Here is a 25,530-nt window from a genome sequence, read left to right as displayed (position 1 = left end):
GATAGAGGGTGTAAATTTGCTAAAAAAAATGCTAGTATTTGTCCTCGTTCTGGGGTTAATATCTATACCATCACTGGCTTATGCTCAAAATAATAAAGAATCCATACAACTGTACGTTAATGAAAAGCCTACAGACATTAAACTGATGACAAAATCAGGAACGGTGTATGTTCCATTTCGAGAGTTTATTCAACTAATGGGGTACCAAGCGGATTACTCAGTGGTAGATCGAGAGATTTCAGTTAAGATCGGGAAATCAAAATTTATCTTCCTACCGGATGATGGTTACATTAGTGGATCGGGAGATTATTACGAATTACAAAGGCCGGGTATTCAAATTGATGGGAAATTCTATTTGCCTATCCGTTATGCCGCCTGGTTAACCAAGCATGCGGTTAAGTATGATAAAAAGTCGGACACGGCGTGGATGGTGCAGTATGGGTATGGTCAAGAGAAAGAGATACTTGATTTGATAACAACATATGATAGAGCCTTCACTGTAGAACTACTAGCTTCAGACCATATGAAGAGATCTTATTTGACGGATAGTAAGATTGCACCCCAAGTGAGCGAAATCCCTGATCGAATCTACAATGTCGATATCACAAGCATTACATATGAATCTGCGAACCAGGCATTATTGTACGTTACTTATATTCATAATAATCAGGTAATGGACGACCAGCATGAGATCGTATTCAGAATTAAGAAAGAAAATAATATGTGGAAAATTCTTCAATCAGAGCCTCTGTCCAGTTATACCAATCTTCCAAAAGATATGGATACATCTGCTGATAAAATAAAGGAGAATTTTAAAGAAAAGCAACAAAGCGTATTGTCAGATTTGAGGACATATTATGAAGCCTTGAATCAGGAAGATTATAATTTAACATATAAATATACTTCGCCATATAAGATTGAGCAAAGAAATGCAGATGCTCTTGCTGACTGGATGACTTGGGAGAAAAGCATAATGGCTTCTTTTGAATATGAAGATAAGGTGCACCGTATCTCCAACGAACGTGTTGTGTTTCTTGGGGAGAAGCAAGCTGTTGTCCATGCTACGATGCAATGGAGTAGTGTTTCAGAGAAGATAGAGCAGCATAGTTCTGAGTACAACGCACTGATCTATCTGGATTATGCCAATGGGCACTGGAATTATAGTGATGAATTTAACATTGATGCTAACTATGAAGAAACCAATAGAGAGTTACCTGAAATATTTTTTCCAGAATTATAATAGGATTCAACATAAATCAATATTGTTCTAGAACTCAGGTGTGCAGTTAATGCCGCGCCTGGGTTTCTTTTTGCCAAGAATACCCTCAAAGTTAGCCGGGGGCGTAACTTTTTCCACAAAAAGCAGTCTATTAATAGAAGAGTATACTAGAGATCTCGCTATCGGCTGCCTACTTGGTAGTGTTCGTGATGTCTAAGATTGATATACAAGATGGGAGAGACGTTTCAGACATGCTGGGGAAACATGAGAAACAGCTGGAAGACGTTAAGGGCAGTAAGGTGAAGAAATGGGCGATTGTGACGCTGGCGGGTGTGATCTGGATTGCACCGGTGATGAGCGCAGGCGGGCAGATGTGGTCAGGTACTTCGTGGCAATCGGTGGCCGCTGCAGCATCTACGAATACAAGCAAGTTGAGTGAAGAAATTCTGACTTCGGGTGCGAAGCTCATGAAATACAGATATACAACAACACGTTCCGGTTCCAAGGTCAACGTACTGGCAGATGTTATCCAGGTGGATCTGCAGAACCCGTATGTGAAGTTGGATGTGATGACAGGCAAGGGCGGTAATCTGAACAGTAAACAGAGCACAGGTGCCATGGCCAAGGAAAACGGTGCAGTAGCTGCTGTGAATGGCGATTACTTCAATGTATCCGGGGAGCTCGCGCCCATTGGTGGACAGGTCTCCGATGGCGTGCTGGTCTCCACACCTTCTGAGCTGTCAGGCATGTATGCCCTGACGGTGACCAAGGATGGCAAACCGATGATCGACGAGTATTCTTTTGACGGAACAGTGAAGGCACAGGATGGTTCAACCTTTGCTTTGCGTGGAATAAATAAAGAGGATTATACAGTAGAGTCGGGTGCGGTGAAATATAGTCATGCCAACTCAATGTATATTTATACACCAGCATGGACGTCCACCAAACGTCCAAATGACCCTTCCACAACGCCGACAGAGGTTCTCGTGCAGAACGGAGTAGTTACCCAAATCTCGGATAAAAAAGCGTTAAACATGACGGTGCCGCAGGATGGGTACATTTTGCGTGCGCATGGAACAGCAGCGACATGGATCATGAGCCATCTATCCGTTGGGCAAACCTTGGATGCGGATTACAAACTGAAAGCTAAAACAACTGGGCAATCGGTTGATCCAAGTAACCTGGAGATGATGATTGGTGGTCACACCATTTTGGTGAACGGTGGAAAGGCAGCTTCCTTTTCCCGCGATATCGCATCTTCCGGTATCGGTGGCATTCGTGCAAGAACGGCAGTAGGATACTCCCAGGATGGTCGGTATGTCTACATCATCGCCGCGGAGAAAAATAGTAACAGCAGCGGTATGTCGCTGACGGAACTACAATCCTTTATGACCAGTGTGGGTGTCTGGAAAGGCATGAACCTGGATGGAGGCGGCTCCACAACAATGGTAACCCGTCCGTTGGGTGAGCAAACCGCTGGTCTGACGTTCAACACAGAGTATGGCACCGAGCAACGTCAGGTTGTAAACACGCTGGGTGTGTTCTCTACGGCTCCTGTAGGTAAACTGAAGGGCTTTGCTGTAAGTGGCAGCCAAACGTTGCTGGTGGGGCAAGAGGGCAAGTACACAGCCAAAGGATATGACACCTACTACAACCCGATTGCAACAGGCGATATCAGCATGTCTTGGAAGTCCAGCAACAACGGCATCGTGAGTGTCAGCAACGGAACGATCAAAGGTGTGAAACCAGGCACAGCAACGCTGACGGCAACGAGCAATGGAGCTTCATCCTCCATTAAAGTATCGGTATTGGGTGGAAGTGAACTGGCTTCCCTGACAGCAGGATCAGGTCTCGGTTCGCTCAAAGCAGGCACAACGATGTCCATTCCTGTAACGGCAACAACGAAGAGCGGACAAAGTGTTACGGTTCCGGCAGACTCGCTGACATGGGAATTTATCGGGTTCAAAGGTAAAGTTACTGCTGACCAATTAACCGTATCTTCCGTCAATTCTGGTGCACAAGTGGGATATGCGATTGGTCGTTACGATGGTTACAGCACAGTCGTAGTCCTCTCGGCTTCTGCCAGCGAAACGATCTGGGAGAATTTCGACAACGTGAATTATCCGATCAACTTCACGACGAACGCGGCGGGTGTGACTGGTTCGGCAACCGTTACTGCAGGAACTGGTGAAAAAGCTGGCTCCAATGTGCTGCAACTCGATTATGATATGACTGCTGGAACAGGCAAAATGTACGCTTATGCACAACTGAATGGCTCTACTGGCAGAGAGGTATCTGCAGCAGCTACATCGATGTCCATGGATGTTATGGGAGATAAAAGCCTAAACTGGCTGCGTGCCGAATTCACGGATGCCAATGGCAAAACGGTATATGCCGATCTCGCCAAGGCGATTGACTGGAACGGGTGGAAGAAGCTGAGCGTGGACCTGAATGGACTGAACATCGCCTATCCGGCGAAGCTGAAGCGGGTCTATGTGGTGAACGTGGAGGAAGGTCAGGATGAGCGTGCGAAATCAGGTACGGTTGCTTTTGACAATATCGCATTCACGATGCCTTCCAAGTCCAGTGAAGTAGGATTGCCTACGGGTACAGCTTCGCTTGTGCTTGGACAGAAATCGATGACGGTGAACGGAACGAAAAAAGTGATTGATGCAGCACCGGTCCTGAAAAATGGTACAACGTATGTGCCAATCAAACATGTTTTGGACGCTTTTGGTGGCCAGGCAAGCTGGGATAGCAAAAATCAGCGGATCACGGTATTACGTGGTGGCAAGCTGATTGATCTGGTTGTAGGGCAGAAAGAATTCATTCTGAATGGTAAAAGACAGAGCGCAACTGTTGCACCATACGTAACGGGTGGTAGGACTTTAGTCCCGCTTAGACTCGTTTCCGAGCAACTTGGTCTGACTGTAAAATGGGAACAGAAAACGAAGACCGTTACCATCTCATCGTGATATGGTATGATATATACCGGAAACGATAGAAATGGAGTCGAACAAACGTGGATTTACAAGCCGATGCCATAGACCGCGTCATTAAAAACGCCATACAAGTCATGGAAAACAGCAAATATCAAATGTTCGAAATTATGGACGCTACTCGTGATGAGCTGAAAACACTCAACGAGGAGTTAAAGTCGGTACTGAAGGAGACGGCGGAAACGATCGAGAAAGTAGATCAATTGGAGCTGAACTACCGCCGTTCCCGGATCCGGCTGACTGAGGTTAGCCGCGACTTTGTCCGTTATTCCGAGCATGATATCAAGCAGGCGTACGAGAAAGCAACACAGCTGCAGCTGGATCTGATGATTTATCGTGAGAAGGAAATGTATCTGAAGGCTCGACGGGATGATCTGCAGAAGCGTGCCAAAAATGTGGAAGCTTCTGTGGAGCGTGCCGAGACCATCGGTTCGCAGATGGGTGTTGTACTCGAGTACCTGTCAGGTGAACTGGGTCAAGTGACCCGGATCATCGAATCTGCCAAAAATCGACAAATGATTGGTTTGAAAATAATTTTGGCCCAGGAAGAAGAGCGGAAACGTATTGCTCGTGAGATTCATGACGGGCCTGCGCAGATGCTCGCCAATCTAGTGCTTAGGACGGAAATTGTAGAAAGAATGCTCATTAAGCAGGATTTTAAGATGGTCCAGGCCGAAATAGTAGATTTGAAAGGCCAGGTTCGTTCCAGTCTTGAAGAAATGAGAAAAGTTATTTTCAATCTGCGTCCTATGGCACTGGATGATCTGGGACTGATTCCAACGCTTCGGAAGTATGTGCAGGATTTTGAGGTAAAAACGAAAATCCGGTCGCTTTTTGAAACAAGAGGTAAGGAACACCGTTTATCTTCCGCGATGGAGGCTGCGATCTACCGTCTCGTGCAGGAAGGTCTGTCGAATGCTGCAAAGCATGCTTATCCCACTTATGTTGTAGTGGAAATTACATACCAGGCTCAGCTCGTCAAAATTGTCGTTCAGGACAATGGGCTTGGGTTCAAACCGGAGCTTCTTGCGAAGAAAAGCAAGGATCATACCCACTTCGGTCTGATTGGGATGAGAGAACGGGTTGAACTGTTAGAAGGAAGAATAGAGATCGAATCCGGAGAAAATCAAGGAACCAAAATAGTGATTCATATCCCGACAAACGTGGATAAGGGAAAGGAGTAGCAGGATGATGGAAAACCGTGATACTGGTAAAGCATCGATTAAAGTTCTTTTGGCTGATGATCATCAGCTGTTCCGTGAGGGACTGAAACGCATTTTAAATATGGAGGAAGACATTGAGGTCATCGGCGAATGCGGCGATGGTATTCAAGTGCTCGAATTCTGCAATCAGGATAAACCTGATATCGTATTGATGGATATCAACATGCCAATCGAAAATGGGGTTGAAGCAACGGAGAAATTGCGTGAGCTGTTCCCTGATGTCAAAGTAATTATCTTGTCCATTCATGATGATGAAAGTTACGTATTTGAGACGCTTCGTAAAGGGGCTAACGGATACTTGCTGAAGGATATGGAGGCCGAGTCTTTGATCAATGCGATTCGTTCCGTGCATGAAGGACATGCGTTCATACACCCGAAAGTAACAGGCAAACTGATCATGCAGCTGCGTCGTATGACGTATCTTAATGAAACAGGGGCAATGAGTGAAGGGGCTTCGAAGGAAGCTGGCGTTAAATTTGTCGCTGGCGACAATAACCCGCTCACACGTCGTGAGGCTGAGGTGCTTCGCTTGATGGCAGAAGGTAAGAGCAATAAAATGATTGGTGAATTCCTGTTCATCAGTGAAAAAACAGTAAAAAACCATGTCAGCAGTATTCTGCAGAAGATGGAAGTGGATGACCGTACACAAGCCGTTATCAATTCGATCAAATATGGTTGGGTTACGCTCTAATACCCTATGTTTTCATAAAGAAGTATTTATATCGTAAGTCAGTCCATTGGTTGATTCAACCTTGACGAAGTATAGATTGGTGTTCACTCGCGCCCTTTCCAGAATGTTGGATTGGTCTGCGGGTTAATGGACTTTATCACTGCAAATGAGCAAAGTGCAAGGTTGTGCGGAACATATGTTCAAGCTTAGGCGTGAATGAATGACCTGGCCTGTCTTTCTTCGTCCGGTGTCGATCAGCGTGGAATATGAGTGATAGGAAATGCAAGTGTAACCCTTCAGGAAGTACAGCATATACTTGTTGTATACAGGGATGTTCGCCATGGGTGAGCATGACCTTCCGAGGAGGTGCAGTTGCCATGGTTGCTCATCTGACTATGATTCTGCTCATATACTTCCTGGCGGCAATGGCCGTTCATGCCATGCACCAGCGCCATCTTTCCCGTCCGGAATCTGAAGGTTTCGAGCAGATCCTGCTCATCCCTTCCAATCAGGCAGGGCGGATCGAAGGCATTGTAAGAGAACTTTGCCGGGAATTATTATACCGTGGTAAGAGCTTCAGATTAACCGTTGTTGCTGATCGTACAGAAGCGGAAACGATTACGATTATTGAAAAGCTTATGCAAAGGCAAGGCATGGAGACATCTTATCTGCCTGCTGTCCCTGCTGATATTGAACAGGTAGCACAGACCGATCACACGTTTCGACTGATTGATTTGCGTGAGTCAGAGCAATAAATCATCATGTGAACGGGAAATGGGATTAACATTTCGCAGATCTACAGTGAAAAGATTACAGCAGAAGCTGTAGTCTTTTTTTGTAATTGTAGCCAAGTCTGCTTTTAAATTAAAAATGGGTTTTTATGCAATCTATGGTTATTGTCTGGGTTTTGACGAGTTCATGAGTATTAAAATAAACTTTTCGAAGTCAGAACTCTTAATTTAAAAGTATAGACGATACAGATTGGAAAAAGTTTCGCAATTTTAAAGAAAGATTCTGGTTATTAGCAGAATTGTATGATGGATTCATATTGTGTGACTAACCTTGTGGTGTAAAGGTTCAATTGGTATAGTGATAAGTAGATTGATCATACGAAGATGGAATATGGACATGAAGCACATGCTCCGGCGAATAGCCGGGTTGGCATGTGCTTTTTTTGCGTTCAGGAGAAAGTACGATGGGGGAGGAGAGTAAATGAAGGTTGCTTTGTATGTGTGCCGTGTAGGGAAAGGGTGGAGCATGATGTTATCAATCGACATTCGAGTGGATGTTTTTTGGTGGCTCGAGGGTAGAAGTGGACGACATGTGCTGTGCTGGTTGTTGTTAGATACGGCGTTGCCGTTAAGTCAGGCATCCTGGTTGGTTGAACATTTTGAGATGGAGCGAGGTATGGATCAGTGGGGCCATCGCGAATGGCAGAGCTACCTTGCACGTAAGCTGGATGTGTATGAACTGGCCTCGGGGGAAACAGAGGCCAGAAAAGGTATAGCGGGCAAAGCGGGGAGTGTCGCTGTGCGTGGCAATCAGGTAGGCGGGATGCCCGAGCCGTATCCCGCCGTGCAGTGGGCTCAGCTGGAGCGGGACGCGGCCCTGCTGGCTGAGCGGATCAGCGGCCGCCAATTACTGGCGGCCGAGGCGGAGGCGTTGCTGGCGGATACCGCCCAGCCGCCAAGGGAGTGGCGCGCGGCTGCGCAGCTCGCGCGCTTGCACGGGCGGCTGAGTATCACAGCCGCCCTCGAAGGGCCTGCCACGCGCCGTCGGCACGCGTGGCTTGGACGCGCGCGGAGCGCGCCCCGCTGCCACCGTTGTGGCAGCGAAGCCAGGCAGCGCGTGCCCTGCGCTGCCTGCGGCTTGGCTGCGTGCGCCTACTGCGAGGCTTGCCTCGCGCTGGGGCGCAGCCGTGCCTGTGCGCTGCTGCTACGCAGTGCAGCGCAAGGGGGCGTGCCACGACGCGGCGAAGCACCGCGTGGCACGGCCTTGTCTCCCACCGGCGGCGGGCTCGCCCGGTGGGGGCTTAGCGCAGCGCAGAGCGCGGCAGCAGCCGCGGCGCTCGCGTTTTTGGCCCGGCCACCCGCAGGGGATGGGCCGGGGCGGTTTTTGCTGTGGGCCGTGACCGGGGCCGGCAAGACAGAGATGATTTTCCCACTGCTCCAACATACATTGGATCGTGGCGGACGGGCTTTACTCGCTACGCCACGCAGGGACGTGGTACTGGAGTTGGCTCCACGTCTGGCCAAAGCTTTTCCGGACACCTCGCTCGCTACTCTCTACGGAGGTGGTGATGAACGTTGGAAAGACGCTCAGCTCACGCTTGCGACCACACACCAACTGATGCGTTTTTATCAGGGGTTTGATCTCGTTATCATCGACGAACTGGATGCTTACCCGTACCACAACGATCCCATGCTCGCTCACGCGGCGGCATCCTCCTGTAAACCGGACGGGAATTTCGTTTATCTGTCTGCTACACCGCCAGCTCGGCTACAGAGGGAAGCAACGCAGGGAAAACTCAATCATGCCAAAGTTCCAGTACGTTTCCACCGTCATCCTTTGCCCGTGCCAAGATTAATCAAAATGGTTACCGTTGCTGAATGTATTAAGAAACGAAATCTTCCTTCTGCCTTGAAGACTAACATCCAAATTTCATTGGAGCGTGACGCCCAGGTATTTGTGTTTGTGACACGTATTGCCCAGATTGAGGCGTTTGTGAACCTGATGCGTCGTACTTTTCCCGGAATCCATATCGAAGGAACTTCATCCCAAGACCCCGATCGCGCTAGCAAAGTTACAGCCTTTCGTGATCGCGACATTCGTTTGCTCGTAACCACCACAATTCTGGAGCGTGGCGTTACCATTCCGCGCAGTGATGTTTTTATATTGGATGCAGACAATGGTCTCTTTGATGAAGCTTCACTGGTCCAGATGGCGGGTAGAGCAGGGCGTTCCATGGATGACCCGGCGGGTAGAGTGGTTTTTGCATCATCTCGTCGGACACGTTCACAGGTGAAGGCCGTTGCCCAGATTCGGAAAATGAACGCTATCGCTCGTCGCAAAGGCTATCTACATCCACCATCCCAAACCTAATTTCCATCTGCCATGTTCGTATCCACATATCACAATACATTCCCAAGACTGGAGGTTTGCTCCCCATGTTCAACTGGCTCAGTAACATAACCGATCACGCGCAGTACCTGACCCAGCGTCTTCATCATCTGCTCGCCCCGCCGGGAGCGACTTGTCTGACATGTGGCACTCGAGCGATTCTGTCTTCAACTTATTCAGGCATATGCCAACGGTGTGTGAAGCAGATTCCATGGATCCGTTCCATCCGCTGCCTGCGTTGTGGTCGAGGTGTCGGATGTCCGGACTGTGCTCGTCCACACATGCAAAACCGTTCTTTTATCTCCAACCGCAGCGCCGTACAGTACAACGCTCTTATGAGAGAATGGATTGGAATGTACAAATTTCGAGGCCATGAAAGATACGCGCCGCTCCTAACCGCGCTGTTGATTCAAGCCTTTCAAGCGATGAGCGAAGAACGAAATTCTACTTTGGCAAAAGAACCCCCAGCCCCCGTGGCTCATTCAGCCACACATGCTCAACAAACGAAGCCACAATGGCGGCCTGACGCCGTCACCTATGTCCCGGTGAGCAGCGAGCGGCTGGCCGAGCGTGGCTTCAATCAGGCGGAGCGGCTGGCTGCTGGGCTCGCCACCGCCTGCCGTCTACCTACCCTGGATCTGTTGCAGCGCCAGATCAACACCACCAAACAAAGCTTTAAATCACGCGGTGAGCGTATTGAAACGATGAAGAACGCTTTTTCTATCAACCCGGATGGCATGCATTTAATTGAAGAGCTATACAGGGGATCTCATCTGCCAACACATATGGGCATGACACATGCCAAACCCATACAGTTACTGCTGATTGATGATATCTATACAACAGGCAGCACCTTGGACGCTTGTGGCCGGGTTATTCTAAATGCTGGCTTCCACATGGAGATTACGGTCGAGATTTACACGCTGACACTGGCAAGATCCTAATTAATAAATGGACTTTTAATATATTTATGGAATAATTTTATTTTAAATGTACGAATAGCGTGCTCCGCGGGAGGAGATTGGAGCGATATAATAAGCAAAATAGCCAGGCGTGGGATTTCGTATATGTGCATCCTGTGCCCCTCTTTTGTTCTGTAAATAGACTATGGCTTCATCAGAGAAAATAAGGTAATGTATAGTTATTATCTATTCGGAAATGGAAGTTTGAGAGGGGCGTTTTAGCGATGAATCTAGGCAATTGTCCTCGCTGTGGTAAATTATATGCGTTGAATTTTCGAGATGTATGTTCAAACTGTATTAAGGAAATAGAAAAGGAATATCAGATCTGTGTAGATTATTTGCGCGAAAACAAGGGCACCAACATACAGGAGCTATCCGATGCAACAGAAGTTTCAATTAAAAACATTACCAAGTTCATCCGTGAGGGACGAATTTCCATCGAGAATGCCCCGAATATGATGTATCCTTGTGAAGTATGCGGAACATTGATTCGTGAAGGTCATATGTGTGATTCTTGCCGCAATCGTTTAACGAAAGACTTGGCAGGAGCAGCTCGTGAAGTAGGTCAGAAGGATAACAACAATGTAGGCGGACGAACCTACAATGCTGTCGACAAACTACGCGATTAATAGGAGCGAGGGCTCAAATACATGTTTTGCTATAACAAATGTTTTGAAACGTACCGATAAACTTATTAAAGATTATCGGTTTTTTTTATTATCCTAATCATTTTGACAACATAAAGATTAAAGTAAGAAAAACGTATATCAAAATAAACTCCCAATCATGGAAGGAAGTGCGATTTAAATGAAAATCAATGAACCGAGTAGAATTGGCGCCATCAATTCATATCAAAGGAACGTTGAATCCAATCAGCAGGCTGATGCCAAGAAGAGCCGCCGTAAGGACGAAGTATCCATTTCTCCGGAGGCGATGAAGATGCTTGAGGAACAAAGTCGTACACAGGATGCAGGACGCATACAACGGATACAGGAACTCAAAGAACAGGTGAGTTCGGGAACGTATCAGGTAGATAGTAGCAAGCTTGCTGACAAATTGCTACCGTATTTTAAGTCTTTTGATAAGGAATAGGTGATCACGTAATGGCAGCACTGGATAGATTAATTGCAGTTTTGCAGCAAATGGAACAAAGTCACCGCGATATGCTGGCACTCAGCGAGGTCAAGAGACAGGTCATTGTCAAAAATGATGTAGATGAACTCATTGCCCTCCTCAACAAAGAATCCCGTTTCATGAAACAACAGGAGCCATTGGAGATTGAACGGCAGAGCGCAGTTCACGAATTGCTTCAGGAGCGTGGTATCAAGTCCATGCTGAACCTGAACATTACGGAGATCTCGAAGCTGATTTTTGATCCGGCTGACAAACTGCGATTGCTTGAAGTCCAGAAGAAGCTGGCGGGAACACTGCATGAATTAAAGGAAATCAATCAACTGAATCAAAAGCTGATCGAGCAATCGTTGATGTTTATTGATCTTTCAATGGACATCTTTGCTTCTCGGCCAGAACAGGATGCCACATATCAGCATCCTGCTGATAAGAACGGCAATCCAGGGCGAATCGGTCTGTTTGACACGCGTGCCTGATTAATTAGGGGGAAACCAGGTGACATCTACATTTCATTCAATCGAAACGGCTAAACGCAGTTTGTTCACACAGACGACAGCTCTTAGCACAACAGGCCATAACGTAGCCAATGCCAACACGGAAGGCTATTCACGTCAAAAGGTAAACATGCAGGCATCCATTCCAATGGAACCATTTGCATTTCTGCATAGCACAACACCGGGACAGCTTGGTACAGGGGTAGAGTTCGACTCCATTACCCGTGTGCGTGAGAAATTCTTGGATGACCAATATCGTAATGAAAACACCAACTTCGGGAGTTGGTCCATTCAACGAGACACGCTTGAGAAACTTGAAGCTATTGTAAACGAACCATCGGACACCGGATTTCGAACCGTCATGGATAATTTCTACAAATCATGGTCAGACCTGAGTAAAAATCCTGAGGATGTTACAGCACGGCGGATCGTAAAAGAAACGACGTTGGCTCTGACCGATGCGATGAACCAAATTAGCCGCCAGCTGGATGCACTCAGTCAGGATTTGGACAGTAATATTGCTGTGAAAAGCAATGAAATTCAGGGCTACCTGGGTAATATTGCGAACCTTAATAGTGCCATTGTAAAAGTTGAGTCTCTTGGCGACAATGCTAACGATTTACGTGACCAACGTGATCTGATGACGGACAAGCTTTCCAAAATCATGAACGTTACAGTTACGGATTCTCCGCAAGGATACCAGGTTCAGATGAATGGACAGGCACTCGTCACTGGCGGTGCGGTGCAAGTAGCGGTAGATCCTGCTTTTCTGAATGCTGCTTATACAGCAGGCACGCTCACCAACGGCGAGGTCCACGGGATGATTAAGTCCAGAGACACTTTGGTGACGGATTATCAGAAACAAATGGACGACTTAGCTAATACACTTGCGAATGGGGATATTGAAATCACTCTTCCTGCGGGCTCTGTCTTGCCGGATAATACTGTCCTGGATGGTGTTACATACACAGGTGCAGCACGGACACTGGCAACTGATCTGAAGGTTACAGTCAAAGGCCTAAACGGATTGCATCAGCTTGGATACAGTATGGACGGAACCAATTCGCCAGGATTACCTTTCTTTACAGCAGCGGGTGGTGGAGCAGCGATTACAGCTGGTAATATTTCATTGAATGCTGAAATCTTGGCTGATCCGAATAAGATCGCAACTTCGCTCCGAACCACTACAGATTCATCAGGAGCAGAATTGGTAATTAAAGGTAACAACACACTGGCTAATCTGCTGGCTAATTTGAAGGATACTCCAATGAAATCCGTTGATGGATTGCGTAATGCAACGATTGGTGCTCAGTTTAGTGCAATCGTTGGACAGTTGGGTGTTCAATCTCAGGAAGCGGCACGTCAAACGTCCAATTCTGAGTTTCTCGTAGAACAAGTGGACACTCGCCGTCAATCGGTCAGTGGTGTTTCCTTGGATGAAGAGATGGCTAACATGATTAAATTTCAGCATGCTTATAGTGCTTCTGCACGTTTTATGACCACATATGACCAATTGCTCGAAAAATTAATTAACTCTACCGGCGTAGTAGGCAGATAATAGAAAGGAGAGACATAACAGACGATGAGAATTACGAATAATATGTTGAGCTCGCAATTGATTCTTAACTTGAACCGTAATGCACAACAGATGAATAGTACACAAACTCAATTGGCAACGGGACGTAAGATCAACAAACCTTCTGACGATCCGGTAGGGATTACGTACTCCCTTCGTTATCGTGCAGAACTGTCTTCCAATGAACAGTATCAAAAGAATGTGGATAGCACGATTTCATGGTTAGATTTTAATGATACGGTAATGGATCAGGCGGGCAGTGTAGTTGAACGTTTAAGGGAACTAACGGTGCAGGCAGGGACTGGAACCAACCCACAAGCTGCACTGGATAGTATTAATAAAGAGGTAAAGCAACTTAAGGCACAACTCGTTGATATTGCAAACAGTAAACTGAACGGGAAATACATTTTCAATGGCGAAACTTATGATCAAAAACCTTATGACTTTCCTACAAGCGGTGATGGTTCATTTGATACAACCAATGCAGCGGCAGTGATAACCGACCCTGGCAAGATTAATTTCATTGTTGGTGAGAGCATACAAATGCCGATTAACGTAACTGGTAATGAGTTTTTTGGGAATTCAACCGACACAGACAATCTATTTGTAATATTCAATACAATCAGTCAAGCACTTACAGATGGGAATTTGGAAGAACTGTCTAATCAGCTTGATACAATTGACAGTCGCACAGACAAAATGCTAGCTATTCGTGCAGATGTTGGGGCTAAAACCAACAGGGTTGATCTTATGCAAGGAAGATTAAGTGATCTAGAGGTTAACTTAACTGATTTGCAATCCAAGGTTGAGGATGCGGATTTCGCAGAATTGTCCATAAAGTCTAAAATCCAAGAGAATATTTATAATGCTTCGCTGTCCGCTGGTTCTAAAATTATATCTCAGAGCTTAGTTGATTTCCTGAGATAAATAGGAAGGGTGATCTTTTGAAAACTCTCCCCATCCTACAAATCCGCACAATTCCTTCTGTTTTGCATATTGATGCTGATCTGGGCCAGCAATCTATTCGCCAACCGAAGGCAGATGTTCAGATGAAGACACGTCCGTCTACACTGACTGTGGAGAGTCATCCGATCCGCTTCGAGGTTGATCAGAGCAGAGCAATCTCTGCCTATACTGGCGGCAACATGATTGATATGAATGCTCGCATATACTCAGGCATCGAGAAATTATTTCTGGAGAATATGGCTGAGCGTGTTCAGCAAGGGAATGAGCTGGCGGCTATACACAAACCAGGCAATACGATTTCTAATATTATAGGGACCAATTGGAAGTCCAAGCCCTTCCCCGAAACAAGAACGCCCGCCTCTATGGATAACGTGGATATACGCATTGAGACGCGTGCACCAAGTGTTCGTTTCGAAGCGGCTGTCTCTGAGATGAACGTCACCGTAAATAAACCTGAGATTGAGTATCAGCGTGGCAAGTTAGACATTTATGTTAAGCAGTATGCTTCTATACAATTCACTCCATCTGCTATAGATCTGGAGTTATAAGCTATAATGAAAGCTATAGACGGTCATTCGTATGCCTGCTATAGCTTTTTTTGCATCAAAAAAAACTATCGCCAAGGAGGCGTTTATGATTAAGATTCATACAAGCATGTGGGGAGAAGTAGAGGTTCAGGACGAAGATGTATATCAATTCCCGAAAGGTTTACCTGGCTTCGATGAAGAGACTGAATTTGCATTGATTCCTTGGGAGGATACGCCTTTCAGTTATTTACAATCTGCAAGGGAGCCGGGATTGGCATTCCTCTTGGTAAATCCGTTTACTTTCGTACCGGATTATAATTTCGAATTGGGAGAGGTAGATAAGGAAGAATTGGAGATTATAGAGCAAGTATCCGTGTACTCTATGGTCACCATTCATTCACAGGCGAATAAATCAACAATGAACCTGCTTGCACCCGTAGTTCTTAACCCCGAGCAACATATAGGGAAACAAGTCGTGCTCCATCAGTCTTCTTACGATACACGCCATCTGATCTGGGCAGAAGACGATGCCAAATCAGTGAAAGGTGGAGTGTAAATGCTGGTATTATCACGTAAAAAAGGCGAGTCCATCGTCATAGAGGATCATATTGAGGTAACTGTGCTAGCAGTAGAGGGTGATACAGTACGAATCGGGATCTCTGCACCCAAGCATATTGATATCTTCCGTAAGGAAATATATTCATCCATCTTAGAGGCTAATCAGGAATCTGCAACCCCGCTTGCAACCAACATTGAAGCCTTTATGGAACGTCTACGAAATACAGAACTCAAAAAAAAATAAAAATATTCCAATTTGCTATAAACAGTTGCTCTCTCTGTGTCGATATATAATGTAGACGCTGCTTCGGCAGGGCGGCCGACCTTAATGTCGCGGCGTTTACCACATGGATGTGGAACTAATTTATTTTCAGGGAGGAAATACCACAATGATTATTAACCACAATATCGCAGCAATGAACACGCACCGTCAGCTTTCCGTGAACACAACAAACACAAACAAATCCATAGAGAAACTGTCTTCGGGTCTGCGTATCAACCGTGCAGGCGATGACGCTGCCGGCTTGGCAATTTCCGAAAAAATGCGCGGTCAAATTCGTGGTTTGGACATGGCTGCCAAGAACTCACAAGATGGTATCTCGCTGATCCAAACGACTGAAGGCGCGTTGAACGAAGTACACTCGATCCTGCAACGTCAAAGAGAGCTGGCTGTACAATCCGCTTCGGACACTAACGTTGCCGCTGACCGTACAGCTCTAAATGATGAGTTTACTCAGTTGACAGCAGAAGTTGGCCGTATCAAGGATACGACTCAATTTAACACGATGAACTTGCTTGATAAGAGTGCAGGGGCTGCGGGTGTATTGAAGTTGCAAGTAGGTGCTAACAAAGATCAAACTATCGATCTCAAGCTGGATACGGCAGGTGTCGATCTGACTGCTATTGAAACAGCTTTGAAAGCTGAGGCCATTACAGATCAGGCGAAATCAAGCACGGCAATCGCGACGTTAGATACTCAAATCGCATCCGTATCTTCGGGCCGTAGCTACTTGGGCGCGTTGCAAAACCGTCTGGAGCACACGATTAACAACCTGAACACATCGTCTGAAAACCTCTCGGCAGCGGAATCCCGCGTACGTGACGTGGACATGGCGAAAGAAATGATGGCACAAACCAAGAACAATATCTTGGCACAAGCTTCGCAAGCGATGCTGGCGCAAGCGAACCAACAACCACAAGGCGTTCTTCAATTGCTTCGTTAAATTAAACGGGTTTTTAAAAGATTCCTGGAAGACATCTTCTAGGAATCTTTTTGAATTCAAAATTGATTTAAAATCATAAGGATATTTTTTTTAAAAATACTTTAAAACTATAAAAAAAACTGGTTTAAAGTCGATATATATATTATGAGCTGGCGGACAGGACGGCCGACTTCAGAAACCAGCTCATTGTAATATAACAACCCACATGGATGTGGAAATAACCAATTTCAGGGAGGAAACACCTAATGATTATCAACCACAATATCGCAGCAATGAACACGCACCGTCAGCTTTCCGTGAACACAGCAAACACAAACAAATCCATAGAGAAACTGTCTTCGGGTCTGCGTATCAACCGTGCAGGCGATGACGCTGCCGGCTTGGCAATTTCCGAAAAAATGCGCGGTCAAATTCGTGGTTTGGACATGGCTGCCAAGAACTCACAAGATGGTATCTCGCTGATCCAAACGACTGAAGGCGCGTTGAACGAAGTGCACTCGATCCTGCAACGTCAAAGAGAGCTGGCTGTACAATCCGCTTCGGACACTAACGTTACCGCTGACCGTACAGCTCTAAATGATGAGTTTGCTCAGTTGACAGCTGAAGTTGGCCGTATCAAAGATACGACTCAATTTAACACAATGAACTTGCTTGATAAGAGTGCAGGTACTGCGGGTGTATTGAAACTACAAGTAGGTGCTAACAAAGATCAAACTATTGATCTCAAGTTGGATACCGCGGGTGTTGATCTGACTGCTATCAAAACAGCACTTGATGGTGAAGAGATTACAGATCAAACGAAATCCAGCAAAGCTATCGGAATCCTGGACACTCAAATCGCATCCGTATCTTCGGGTCGTAGCTATCTGGGCGCGCTGCAAAACCGTTTGGAGCACACGATTAACAATCTGAGCACATCATCGGAAAACCTCTCGGCAGCGGAATCCCGCGTACGTGACGTGGACATGGCGAAAGAAATGATGGCACAAACCAAGAACAATATCTTGGCACAAGCTTCCCAAGCTATGCTGGCGCAAGCGAACCAACAGCCACAAGGTGTTCTGCAATTGCTTCGTTAATTTTAAAAGCTTGTTTAGAAGAATCAGAGCATCTAGCTCTGGTTCTTTTTTTTTGTTTTATTTTCTTATAAAAGGTTACGAGCTAGAGTGTTTTTTCCGATAATTATAGTAACGACTCTTCAAAAGAAAGGAAGAATTTTTTTACATGACTCAAACTATTCTTTCAGCACAATATATGCAAAAATTTTCTTGTATTGGTTCTGCATGTGAAGATAGCTGCTGTTCCGGCTGGCGCGTAGATATTGATGAAAAGACCTATCAAAAATATCGTAAAGTTAAACACTCGAAACTAACTCCTATGCTCAAAAAATTCGTTTCCAGAAATCGTTCCAATCCGAATAGTCTCAGATACGCTAAACTAAAAATGGATGATCAGAAAAATTGCTCTTTTTTGAATGAAAATAAATTATGTTCGATTCAATTAGAATTAGGAGAATCTTATCTTTCTAAAGTTTGTAGCACATATCCACGAAATATAAATAGAGTGGATGAAGGACTTGAAAAATCAGCTACAGTGTCTTGTCCTGAAATCGCAAGATTAGCCTTACTTAATCCTGATGGAATTGAATTTGATCAAATTATTCAAAGTGGAGAGGCAGAATCTAGCCGTCATAGAGTGCTAAATACCCAAAATGAAAATACGGCTCCTATTGCTGAATATTTCTGGGATTTAAGAATTTTCACCATACAGATTTTGCAGGATCGAAACTATGAGCTTCAGAATCGATTGATTTTCTTGGGAATGTTTTATAAAAAACTTGATGAATATATGAAGGAAAGTCGCTATAAAGAAGTGCCTCATTTGATTACTAGCTATAAAATTATGTTTAATGATTCAAGTTTGAAAAATTCTTTTGATGCAATCCCCGTGCAACAGGTAGTACAAATGGAGTTGATTAAAAAGATTGCTCAGCAAAGATTTGTTTACGGGATAGGAAGTAAGAGATACCTGGAACTATATGATAAGGTGATAAAAGGATTGGATGCTTCTGGAGATTCACTTTTGGACGAAAAAGCTGCTGCATATGATCGTGCTTTCCACTCTTACTATCGTCCTTTCATGTCAGAACACGAATATATTTTGGAAAATTATCTGGTCAACCATGTTTACCAAAATCTTTTCCCTCTTTCTGGTTTTGATGAGGTCTTCGACAATTACGTCTTGCTTGTAATCCACTATGCGATTATTAAATTGCATCTTATCGGACTTGCTGGTGCGGAAGAAGGTCTTAGTCAAGAGTCGATAATTGCTACAATTCAGGTTTTTTCCAAAGTAGTTGAGCATAATAGTTTGTTTTTAACTGGAATCTTTAATCTCTTAAAAGAGAACGGTTTTACAAGTATGGCTTACATGTCTGTATTGATCAAAAACTAACTTCAAAAAAGCAAATTTTCGGAATTCCTAAACCATTCACTTCTCATTGCCGATAATAAGGAGTAATGAGTGAATTTGAATGTCGGAGGGGTTCGGAGATGAATATTCAGTTTTCGCTGTCAGCCAAAACTAAGTCTGAGGTTTCACCTGCGATTGCTGGCTTGGGCACTCTTGGAACAATTGTGTCCGCTTCCCATGGAACTAAGGATTTGAACAATCTTGTACAACAAGGACTTGTTACTGCTTCTTTAGGGCAAGAGCAATTGATTAGCCGCATAGAGAAGGCAGTAAAAGCGTTAGAAGGTCCGCAAACTACCCTGGACATTAGCATTCACGAAAAAACAAATCAAATCATAGTGAAAGTGCTTAACAAAGAGACTGGTGAATTACTTCGTGAGGTTCCGCCTGAAAAGACATTGGATCTAGTAGCTAACATGATGGAGCTCGCTGGAATTATTGTTGACGAGAGAGTATAAGAGGGAGGGAAATTAATGGTTACAAGAGTTAATGGCTTTTCGGGTATGGATATAGATAGTTTGGTCAAAAGCTTGATGGCATCCAAGCGAATTCCTTTGGATAAAATGAATCAAAATAAACAGGCTCTGCAATGGCAACGAGAGACTTACAGAGAAGTAAACAGCCAACTGTTTGATTTCGGGAAAAATAAGTTGACAGCTCAAGCTAGTGGTTATCGTAATTCAGCTGCTCTCAACACACAAATTGCAACTATGAAAGATAGCAGTGGCAAAATGGTTGATTCGGCAAGTTCTGCCGTTAAGGCTGAAGCACTGGCTTCGGCTAATGGTGTTCAGATGGCTGTAACAGTTACGAAGTTGGCTACAGCAGCCAAAATCGAAACACCTCCAAAGTCTGGAATTAAAAATATGGATACTTTAGCAACTCTAAAAGGCTCTACTGATCTTACTGAGCAGTTCAAGGTTACAATCAACGGAAAGACCCTTGATTTTAAGGCTACTGATCAGCTTTCTTCTGTTCTTTCCAAAATTAATGCTGATCCGGATATGAAGGTTAAAGCTGCTTTTGATGATTTATCAGGGAAGCTCATACTTACGTCTAAAATAGAAGGCTCAGCTAGCAAAATTGAGATTCCTGGGGCTTTAAAACCTGAAGTTAGCGGAGACTTTGCAGTAAACAATAGTTTTTTAACACTGTTCGATACACAGCAAAATTGGACTGACAAGGCAGTTGCAGCAAAGGGGGAGCAAGCCGAGTATTCAATTAATGGTGGGGAAGTATTGAAAAGCGATTCAAATTCTGTCACGCACAATGGAGTTAAATTGACGTTCCAGGGTTTAACTGCTGATAAAGGTCCTATAACTGTAACAACCCAAACGGACCCTACTAAAGCGCTTGAAACAGTCAAAACCTTCATTGATGATTACAATAAATTGATCAATAATTTAAATACGATGATCAGGGAAGAAAAATTCAAGGACTTTCCTCCTCTTACAGAAGAGCAACGTTCTACTATGAGTGAAACCGATATTACAGCTTGGGAGAAAAAAGCTAAAAGTGGTTTACTTAAGAATGATCCATTCTTAAAAACAATGCTTAGTGAGATGCGATCTGCCCTGCAGGTTCCTGGCTTAAGCTCAATGGGAATATCGACTAAATATTATTATGAGAATGGTAAACTCCACTTAGACGAACAGAAATTCAAAGAAGCTATTGAATCGAATCCGCAGCAATTAACTGAGTTATTCCTAGGGACAGGAGAAAACGTATCTCAATCCATATTCGGTAAATTAGCATCTGCTGCAGATAAGGCAATGGATAGTATTTCTAAGAGAGCGGGTACATCAAAGTTTGATGGAAGCACCACGGTTGCTTTTAAACCTGAAAGCATCATGGGTAAACAAATGGAAGACTATAATAGTCGTATTAAAAGAATGACAACTCAAATGAGTGCTGTTGAAGATCGCTATTACAAACAATTTGCAGCTATGGAAGCAGCAATGACCAAATATCAGTCGCAACTCTCACAGTTGACAGGATCAGTCGGTTAATTCAATTCACAATAATAATTATGTAAAGGGTGAATGAGAAGATGATGACTTCCCCACATGAGAAATATCGCCAAAATGCAGTTCAAACTTCTCCTGCACAACTTCTAATCATGACTTACGATGGAGCAATTCGTTTTGTGAAAACAGCGATTCATGGAGTCGAAAATGGAGATATTGAGAAAGCAAATCTCTTTTTCGGAAAGGCTCAGACGATCGTATCTGAACTTATGGCTACTTTAGACCGCTCTTATGAAATATCGAAAAGTTTATTTTCCTTATATGAATATATGAATCATCTTCTAATTCAAGCCAACATCAAAAAATCCAAAGAACTGGCCGAAGAAGCTCTCGGCTACCTGTGTGATCTAAAAGAAACCTGGATCGAAGCCAGCAAACTTGATTCTGCGACTCCGGCGCCTTCCGTAGGGAGTGCGGTTAATGTCTGATTCGATCAGACTTCTCGAAGAGCTGTCGGAAGATATCCAGAGCAGGCTGGGTGCGCTGACTTATGAAGAGCTCTCCGAACTGATGGATCGAAGACAGATCATTGTAGATCAGATCGAACAGAAAGCATCGGAAAGTCCACTAACAGAATCAGAAAAACAGTGCATAAGAGCGGTTATTGGCCGTGATATGACAATTCAAGTTCGCATTAATTTCTTACGCAACGAAGCGGCTCATTGGCTGAAGAAGCGCAATCAGGCTAAAGCACAACGAAGCACCTATGAAACAGCTTATACGCCAGATGCTTATCTGATGGATAGTCGGAAATAGAATGTAACAACAAGGCATCCGGTGCTTTGGAGACAAAGGAGATATGCAGCTTCTGTTTCCACTTGCCGGATGCCTTATTTATTTTGCTGGATATCTGAAGAACTTGATTTAAACTCTTAGATACCTTAGCTCGGATCATGTATTAAGGTATTCTTGTTATATGGCTCTGCGGTATTCATTCGGAATTATGTAGATGTAAAAGTTTTGTTTTCCTACTGTCTACTATGATGGGAGTGTATCATTAGTGATTTGCTTTTATGTGATATTTTGTATTGCCCTAATATATCCCTTATCAGATATATCTCAGCTTCATACTCATCGAGTGGATGGAAGGAAAGTGTGTTAGGCAGTACTTGTAGATCATAACATATCCACCTTCTGCTTCGTTCATATACTCATGCTGCGGCTTCCTGCCATAACTTTGCCGTATCAGGATACAGATATTGTTGCCCGGGAAACAGATTGAACACCCTGACTCTTGAACAGTTATCCAGTTCATTCAGATAAGAATCAAAACCGATCGCGTTCTGAGTACAAGACACTGTTATTATAGGTCCTGAACTGTATCCTGGTATCAGACAGCATACGCACATCATTGGCAGGGAAGGAGTTATCAATCGTTTCACCTTTAGTATCTACGAATGTTAGTGGTTGTAATACGCTTGAGCGTACAATGAATGATTTAGCTAATTTGAAGTTAGAGGAACTCTAAACAGTAGTTAGCAGTAGATCTGGATTACCCTTTAATTTGGATCGCCACTACCATTCGTCTAGTGACTTGCTTGAATTGTTGGAAGTGGTTATTTATAGATATGGGCCATACACCGCAAGTTTAGTGAGGAATAAGTTTTTTATGGAACCTACTATTAAAATGATCGGCAACTAGTAAGTACTCAAAGTAAGAGTGATTTGCAAAAATTAGTTTGCTTGAAAAAGATGAAATTATGGATAGGAGTGAAATATTATGAATGCTCCAAAGGCACTTGTACCAACATATATGCTGGACTTTAAATGTATCGGTTCTGAATGTGAAGATAGCTGCTGTATAGGATGGAAGGTGCGAATTGACAAAAAAACCTATAATAATCTAACAAGTATTCCGCAGAAAGCGTTAAGAGAAAAACTTAAAAATGGTATGGAAAGATTAGAACCCTCTAATAGAACTAATGAACATTTTGCACAAATGGAGATGGATAGGAGAACAGGATGTTGTTCTATGTTAGATGAACAGAAGCTTTGTACAATACAGGGATCTCTTGGAGAGAGGTATTTGGCACCAATATGCGCTACTTATCCACGTAACATATTTTGGGTAGATAACGAACAGGAGATTTCTGCTGTGATGTCCTGTCCAGAAGTGGCCAGATTAGCTTTATTAAACCCTGAAAAAATGGAGTTTACGTATACAGAGCCTATGTTGCAAGCTAATGCACAAATAAAGGAAAAGGTTACTACTCAATACAATTCTTCTTTTATGAATTTCTTCTGGGAAATAAGAATTTTTGCTATTGAAATTATCCAAAATAGACAATTCAGTTTTTCACATAGATTGATCTTATTAGGATTGTTTTGTGAACAATTACAACAATTAATAAATCAAAACTTAGAAGATGAAACTAATGTTAAAGGACTTATAGAAAAGTTTAAAGTAATAATGGATGATGATGAAGTATTACAAGATTACGATACTTTCCCCGCCGATCATGAATTTCAATTTATAACGTTGAATAATATCATTTCTAAAAATCTCGGCAATATTGGATCGGACAGTAGGTTTGCGTCGTGTGTACAAGATTATTTAGAGGGCCTTAATGAGCAAAAAGAGTTAGGTAAACTTGTTGATCTAGTGAGTTTCTACCAAAACGGATACCTTGATTACTATAAACCCTTTATGGATGACCATGAATTTATTTTTGAAAACTATGCAGTGAATTTTATTTACTCTCACTTATTCCCTAAGAGTGAAAACAGAAATGTGTATAGACTATACACTATATTAGTAAGTCATTATACGCTTTTGAAACTCCTTCTTATTGGGATTTCTATAAAAAATAAAGGGTTGACAAAAGACGAAGTTATAAAAGTTGTCCAATCATTCACTAAAACAGCGGAACATACAAATGTGTATGTGAAAAATATAATTGAATTTCTGGAAGATGAAAAATATGAATCAATGGGATATCTATGTTTGCTCATTAAGAATTGATTTATTCAATGAAGTGTATTCAACAAAAATCTACAAAAAATACCAAGAAAACATTTACGTTTCCAATTGACAATGGATAACTTTGGATGGTATTATCTGAATTGTGGGCAGAGGTTAAGGCCGAAAGCTTCACTTCATTTGATGACGAAGGGAATGTTAGTGCATGCAAGGTAAAGTAAAATGGTTCAACGCAGAAAAAGGTTACGGTTTCATTGAGACTGAAGATGGCGGCGACGTATTCGTACATTTCTCCGCAATTCAATCCGAAGGATTCAAAACTTTGGAAGAAGGTCAATCCGTAGAATTCGACATCGTCGAAGGCGCGCGTGGACCGCAAGCAGCTAACGTAATCAAATTATAATCATCCGGACAATCCGACCTACATATATGGTTAGATGGTTACCAAATTGAATTATCGCTAGCATCAGACTCCGGTACTTTCCGGGGTCTTTTTTTGTTCTAATAGATTCGAGATTTGAGGATTATCCTAGACACATGATTCTAGTGAATTTAATAGATTCAAGAGATAGATTGAAGTTCATTTTACATATTAGATTGAGCAGGCTCAAAATCGGTTAAATACATCATCAAGCGCCTAATAATTCATACCAAGTAAATATTCGATTATGGCTGAATATGATGAAATATCGCGAAATATGGCGCTATGCCTACGTTGGCAGATGTGGCTTGAACAGATGTCATTATTCGGTCACCGGGAGTTTTTACATGGCGCTTACATTCGTGTTATAATGAAGTGGCAAAGGAAAAAGGAGGAGTGCCCTATGAATTTAAGTATTCGAGGTCAACAAATCGAGGTTACTGATGCTTTGAAGGATTATGTCGACAAAAAGTTGAGTAGACTCGAGAAGTATTTCGATGCACCCCTTAACTCTGACGGTGCTGTTACATTGAGCACGACGAGAGGTTTGCATACGGTAGAGGTGACGATCCCTTTGAAAGGCATTGTGCTCCGCGCTGAGGATGAGAGCGACGATATGTACGCATCCATTGACTCCGTGGTGGACAAGCTGGAACGTCAGATCCGCAAACACAAAACAAAAATTAACCGTAAGTTCCGCCAGGAAGGCAGCCTGAAAACACTCTTCGTTGAAGATCCAACAGGTACTGTAGCTACAGCTGAACTGGATGCGGACACGGATGACGATGATTTTGAAGTCGTACGGACGAAACGCTTTATGTTGAAACCAATGGACGTGGAAGAGGCCATCCTCCAAATGAACATGGTTGGTCACAATTTCTACGTATTCTCCAACATTGACAGTGAAGAAGTTAGCGTTGTTTACAAACGGAACGATGGTAAGTACGGATTGATCGAACAAGGTTAATTTAACGTACAAGAACATCGGATTGAACTTGCATATGAATATCTAATAATAATGA

Annotated in this window: 26 protein-coding genes; 25 read left to right on the top strand and 1 reads right to left on the bottom strand. The window is 43.7% G+C overall.

What is annotated here, in order from left to right:
• Positions 1 to 16: 16 nt before the first annotated feature.
• The 6 genes from MHI12_RS27485 to MHI12_RS27460 all read left to right on the top strand — a co-directional run bounded on the left by MHI12_RS27485 (position 17) and on the right by MHI12_RS27460 (position 9,213).
• Positions 17 to 1,240 carry a stalk domain-containing protein gene (locus tag MHI12_RS27485; protein ID WP_405170842.1) on the top strand — a complete coding sequence of 408 codons (1,224 nt, stop codon included), beginning with the start codon at positions 17 to 19 and terminating at the stop codon, positions 1,238 to 1,240.
• Positions 1,241 to 1,470: 230 nt separating this feature from the next.
• Positions 1,471 to 4,194, top strand: coding sequence for a stalk domain-containing protein (locus tag MHI12_RS27480; protein WP_405170841.1), 2,724 nt, complete (start codon positions 1,471 to 1,473; stop codon positions 4,192 to 4,194).
• Between the two features lie 47 nt (positions 4,195 to 4,241).
• On the top strand, positions 4,242 to 5,402 hold the full coding sequence (locus MHI12_RS27475; RefSeq protein WP_074092506.1) for a sensor histidine kinase: 1,161 nt from the start codon (positions 4,242 to 4,244) through the stop codon (positions 5,400 to 5,402).
• A gap of 7 nt (positions 5,403 to 5,409) precedes the next feature.
• Positions 5,410 to 6,132, top strand: a complete 723-nt coding sequence (locus MHI12_RS27470) for a response regulator (protein ID WP_405173061.1) — start codon at positions 5,410 to 5,412, stop codon at positions 6,130 to 6,132.
• 356 nt (positions 6,133 to 6,488) lie between these two features.
• Complete coding sequence (locus MHI12_RS27465) at positions 6,489 to 6,866, top strand: hypothetical protein (protein ID WP_315937586.1); 378 nt, start codon at positions 6,489 to 6,491, stop codon at positions 6,864 to 6,866.
• A gap of 457 nt (positions 6,867 to 7,323) precedes the next feature.
• The gene (locus MHI12_RS27460) at positions 7,324 to 9,213 is read left to right on the top strand and encodes a helicase-related protein (RefSeq protein WP_405170840.1); all 1,890 of its coding nucleotides are present in this window, start codon (positions 7,324 to 7,326) and stop codon (positions 9,211 to 9,213) included.
• Between the two features lie 194 nt (positions 9,214 to 9,407).
• Here MHI12_RS27460 and MHI12_RS27455 read toward each other — a convergent pair whose 3' ends face one another.
• Positions 9,408 to 9,605, bottom strand: coding sequence for a hypothetical protein (locus MHI12_RS27455; RefSeq protein WP_405170839.1), 198 nt, complete (start codon positions 9,603 to 9,605; stop codon positions 9,408 to 9,410).
• Here MHI12_RS27455 and MHI12_RS27450 point away from each other — a divergent pair.
• From MHI12_RS27450 to hpf, 19 genes are all read left to right on the top strand, one after another.
• Positions 9,585 to 10,175: a ComF family protein gene (locus MHI12_RS27450; protein WP_405170838.1), complete on the top strand. Its 591-nt coding sequence runs from the start codon at positions 9,585 to 9,587 to the stop codon at positions 10,173 to 10,175. The two genes, MHI12_RS27455 and MHI12_RS27450, sit on opposite strands and share 21 nt — an antisense overlap.
• Positions 10,176 to 10,417: 242 nt before the next feature.
• Complete coding sequence (locus MHI12_RS27445; protein ID WP_310340768.1) at positions 10,418 to 10,822, top strand: TIGR03826 family flagellar region protein; 405 nt, start codon at positions 10,418 to 10,420, stop codon at positions 10,820 to 10,822.
• 178 nt (positions 10,823 to 11,000) lie between these two features.
• Positions 11,001 to 11,285 carry a flagellar biosynthesis anti-sigma factor FlgM gene (flgM, locus tag MHI12_RS27440; RefSeq protein ID WP_047840678.1) on the top strand — a complete coding sequence of 95 codons (285 nt, stop codon included), beginning with the start codon at positions 11,001 to 11,003 and terminating at the stop codon, positions 11,283 to 11,285.
• A gap of 11 nt (positions 11,286 to 11,296) precedes the next feature.
• The gene (locus MHI12_RS27435) at positions 11,297 to 11,800 is read left to right on the top strand and encodes a flagellar protein FlgN (RefSeq protein ID WP_145149342.1); all 504 of its coding nucleotides are present in this window, start codon (positions 11,297 to 11,299) and stop codon (positions 11,798 to 11,800) included.
• A 19-nt stretch (positions 11,801 to 11,819) separates the two neighbouring features.
• On the top strand, positions 11,820 to 13,376 hold the full coding sequence (gene flgK / locus MHI12_RS27430; RefSeq protein WP_405170837.1) for a flagellar hook-associated protein FlgK: 1,557 nt from the start codon (positions 11,820 to 11,822) through the stop codon (positions 13,374 to 13,376).
• A gap of 24 nt (positions 13,377 to 13,400) precedes the next feature.
• A complete protein-coding gene (gene flgL, locus MHI12_RS27425) occupies positions 13,401 to 14,321 on the top strand; it encodes a flagellar hook-associated protein FlgL (protein WP_405170836.1) in 921 nt (306 codons plus the stop codon).
• Between the two features lie 17 nt (positions 14,322 to 14,338).
• Positions 14,339 to 14,908 (top strand): DUF6470 family protein, encoded by a 570-nt coding sequence (locus tag MHI12_RS27420; RefSeq protein ID WP_405170835.1) that lies wholly within the window; start codon positions 14,339 to 14,341, stop codon positions 14,906 to 14,908.
• 85 nt (positions 14,909 to 14,993) lie between these two features.
• Positions 14,994 to 15,443: a flagellar assembly protein FliW gene (fliW, locus tag MHI12_RS27415; RefSeq protein WP_405170834.1), complete on the top strand. Its 450-nt coding sequence runs from the start codon at positions 14,994 to 14,996 to the stop codon at positions 15,441 to 15,443.
• On the top strand, positions 15,444 to 15,689 hold the full coding sequence (csrA, locus tag MHI12_RS27410; protein ID WP_405170833.1) for a carbon storage regulator CsrA: 246 nt from the start codon (positions 15,444 to 15,446) through the stop codon (positions 15,687 to 15,689).
• Between the two features lie 145 nt (positions 15,690 to 15,834).
• Complete coding sequence (locus MHI12_RS27405) at positions 15,835 to 16,668, top strand: flagellin (RefSeq protein ID WP_405170832.1); 834 nt, start codon at positions 15,835 to 15,837, stop codon at positions 16,666 to 16,668.
• A gap of 245 nt (positions 16,669 to 16,913) precedes the next feature.
• Positions 16,914 to 17,747: a flagellin gene (locus tag MHI12_RS27400; RefSeq protein ID WP_405170831.1), complete on the top strand. Its 834-nt coding sequence runs from the start codon at positions 16,914 to 16,916 to the stop codon at positions 17,745 to 17,747.
• Between the two features lie 145 nt (positions 17,748 to 17,892).
• Positions 17,893 to 19,122, top strand: a complete 1,230-nt coding sequence (fliB, locus tag MHI12_RS27395) for a flagellin lysine-N-methylase (protein WP_405170830.1) — start codon at positions 17,893 to 17,895, stop codon at positions 19,120 to 19,122.
• Positions 19,123 to 19,220: 98 nt separating this feature from the next.
• Entirely contained in the window at positions 19,221 to 19,598 is a 378-nt protein-coding gene (locus tag MHI12_RS27390) for a flagellar protein FlaG (RefSeq protein WP_063567531.1), read from the top strand.
• A 15-nt stretch (positions 19,599 to 19,613) separates the two neighbouring features.
• Complete coding sequence (gene fliD / locus MHI12_RS27385; RefSeq protein WP_405170829.1) at positions 19,614 to 21,149, top strand: flagellar filament capping protein FliD; 1,536 nt, start codon at positions 19,614 to 19,616, stop codon at positions 21,147 to 21,149.
• A gap of 41 nt (positions 21,150 to 21,190) precedes the next feature.
• Positions 21,191 to 21,595 carry a flagellar export chaperone FliS gene (gene fliS / locus MHI12_RS27380; RefSeq protein WP_063567529.1) on the top strand — a complete coding sequence of 135 codons (405 nt, stop codon included), beginning with the start codon at positions 21,191 to 21,193 and terminating at the stop codon, positions 21,593 to 21,595.
• Positions 21,588 to 21,923, top strand: coding sequence for a hypothetical protein (locus MHI12_RS27375; protein WP_405170828.1), 336 nt, complete (start codon positions 21,588 to 21,590; stop codon positions 21,921 to 21,923). Before fliS ends, MHI12_RS27375 begins: the two co-directional genes overlap by 8 nt.
• A gap of 964 nt (positions 21,924 to 22,887) precedes the next feature.
• Positions 22,888 to 24,129, top strand: coding sequence for a flagellin lysine-N-methylase (fliB, locus tag MHI12_RS27370; RefSeq protein WP_405170827.1), 1,242 nt, complete (start codon positions 22,888 to 22,890; stop codon positions 24,127 to 24,129).
• Between the two features lie 163 nt (positions 24,130 to 24,292).
• A complete protein-coding gene (locus MHI12_RS27365; RefSeq protein WP_024631599.1) occupies positions 24,293 to 24,490 on the top strand; it encodes a cold shock domain-containing protein in 198 nt (65 codons plus the stop codon).
• A gap of 421 nt (positions 24,491 to 24,911) precedes the next feature.
• Positions 24,912 to 25,475, top strand: coding sequence for a ribosome hibernation-promoting factor, HPF/YfiA family (hpf, locus tag MHI12_RS27360; RefSeq protein WP_405170826.1), 564 nt, complete (start codon positions 24,912 to 24,914; stop codon positions 25,473 to 25,475).
• The last annotated feature ends 55 nt before the right edge of the window (positions 25,476 to 25,530 follow it).

The organism is Paenibacillus sp. FSL H8-0280, assembly GCF_045040665.1.
GTDB classification, from domain to species: Bacteria; Bacillota; Bacilli; order Paenibacillales; family Paenibacillaceae; genus Paenibacillus; species Paenibacillus xylanexedens_A.
Note: the sequence above shows the minus strand (reverse complement) of the source record. Positions and strands in the feature narration are given on the sequence as shown.

Coding starts and splice junctions, on each gene's coding strand:
- MHI12_RS27480 (WP_405170841.1), top strand. CDS start 1,471: ATGCTGGGGAAACATGAGAAACAGCTGGAAGACGTTAAGGGCAGTAAG.
- MHI12_RS27470 (WP_405173061.1), top strand. CDS start 5,410: ATGGAAAACCGTGATACTGGTAAAGCATCGATTAAAGTTCTTTTGGCT.
- MHI12_RS27465 (WP_315937586.1), top strand. CDS start 6,489: ATGGTTGCTCATCTGACTATGATTCTGCTCATATACTTCCTGGCGGCA.
- MHI12_RS27460 (WP_405170840.1), top strand. CDS start 7,324: ATGAAGGTTGCTTTGTATGTGTGCCGTGTAGGGAAAGGGTGGAGCATG.
- MHI12_RS27450 (WP_405170838.1), top strand. CDS start 9,585: ATGTACAAATTTCGAGGCCATGAAAGATACGCGCCGCTCCTAACCGCG.
- MHI12_RS27455 (WP_405170839.1), bottom strand. CDS start 9,605: ATGGCCTCGAAATTTGTACATTCCAATCCATTCTCTCATAAGAGCGTT.
- MHI12_RS27445 (WP_310340768.1), top strand. CDS start 10,418: ATGAATCTAGGCAATTGTCCTCGCTGTGGTAAATTATATGCGTTGAAT.
- flgM (WP_047840678.1), top strand. CDS start 11,001: ATGAAAATCAATGAACCGAGTAGAATTGGCGCCATCAATTCATATCAA.
- MHI12_RS27435 (WP_145149342.1), top strand. CDS start 11,297: ATGGCAGCACTGGATAGATTAATTGCAGTTTTGCAGCAAATGGAACAA.
- flgL (WP_405170836.1), top strand. CDS start 13,401: ATGAGAATTACGAATAATATGTTGAGCTCGCAATTGATTCTTAACTTG.
- fliW (WP_405170834.1), top strand. CDS start 14,994: ATGATTAAGATTCATACAAGCATGTGGGGAGAAGTAGAGGTTCAGGAC.
- csrA (WP_405170833.1), top strand. CDS start 15,444: ATGCTGGTATTATCACGTAAAAAAGGCGAGTCCATCGTCATAGAGGAT.
- MHI12_RS27405 (WP_405170832.1), top strand. CDS start 15,835: ATGATTATTAACCACAATATCGCAGCAATGAACACGCACCGTCAGCTT.
- MHI12_RS27400 (WP_405170831.1), top strand. CDS start 16,914: ATGATTATCAACCACAATATCGCAGCAATGAACACGCACCGTCAGCTT.
- fliB (WP_405170830.1), top strand. CDS start 17,893: ATGACTCAAACTATTCTTTCAGCACAATATATGCAAAAATTTTCTTGT.
- MHI12_RS27390 (WP_063567531.1), top strand. CDS start 19,221: ATGAATATTCAGTTTTCGCTGTCAGCCAAAACTAAGTCTGAGGTTTCA.
- fliD (WP_405170829.1), top strand. CDS start 19,614: ATGGTTACAAGAGTTAATGGCTTTTCGGGTATGGATATAGATAGTTTG.
- fliS (WP_063567529.1), top strand. CDS start 21,191: ATGATGACTTCCCCACATGAGAAATATCGCCAAAATGCAGTTCAAACT.
- MHI12_RS27375 (WP_405170828.1), top strand. CDS start 21,588: ATGTCTGATTCGATCAGACTTCTCGAAGAGCTGTCGGAAGATATCCAG.
- fliB (WP_405170827.1), top strand. CDS start 22,888: ATGAATGCTCCAAAGGCACTTGTACCAACATATATGCTGGACTTTAAA.
- MHI12_RS27365 (WP_024631599.1), top strand. CDS start 24,293: ATGCAAGGTAAAGTAAAATGGTTCAACGCAGAAAAAGGTTACGGTTTC.
- hpf (WP_405170826.1), top strand. CDS start 24,912: ATGAATTTAAGTATTCGAGGTCAACAAATCGAGGTTACTGATGCTTTG.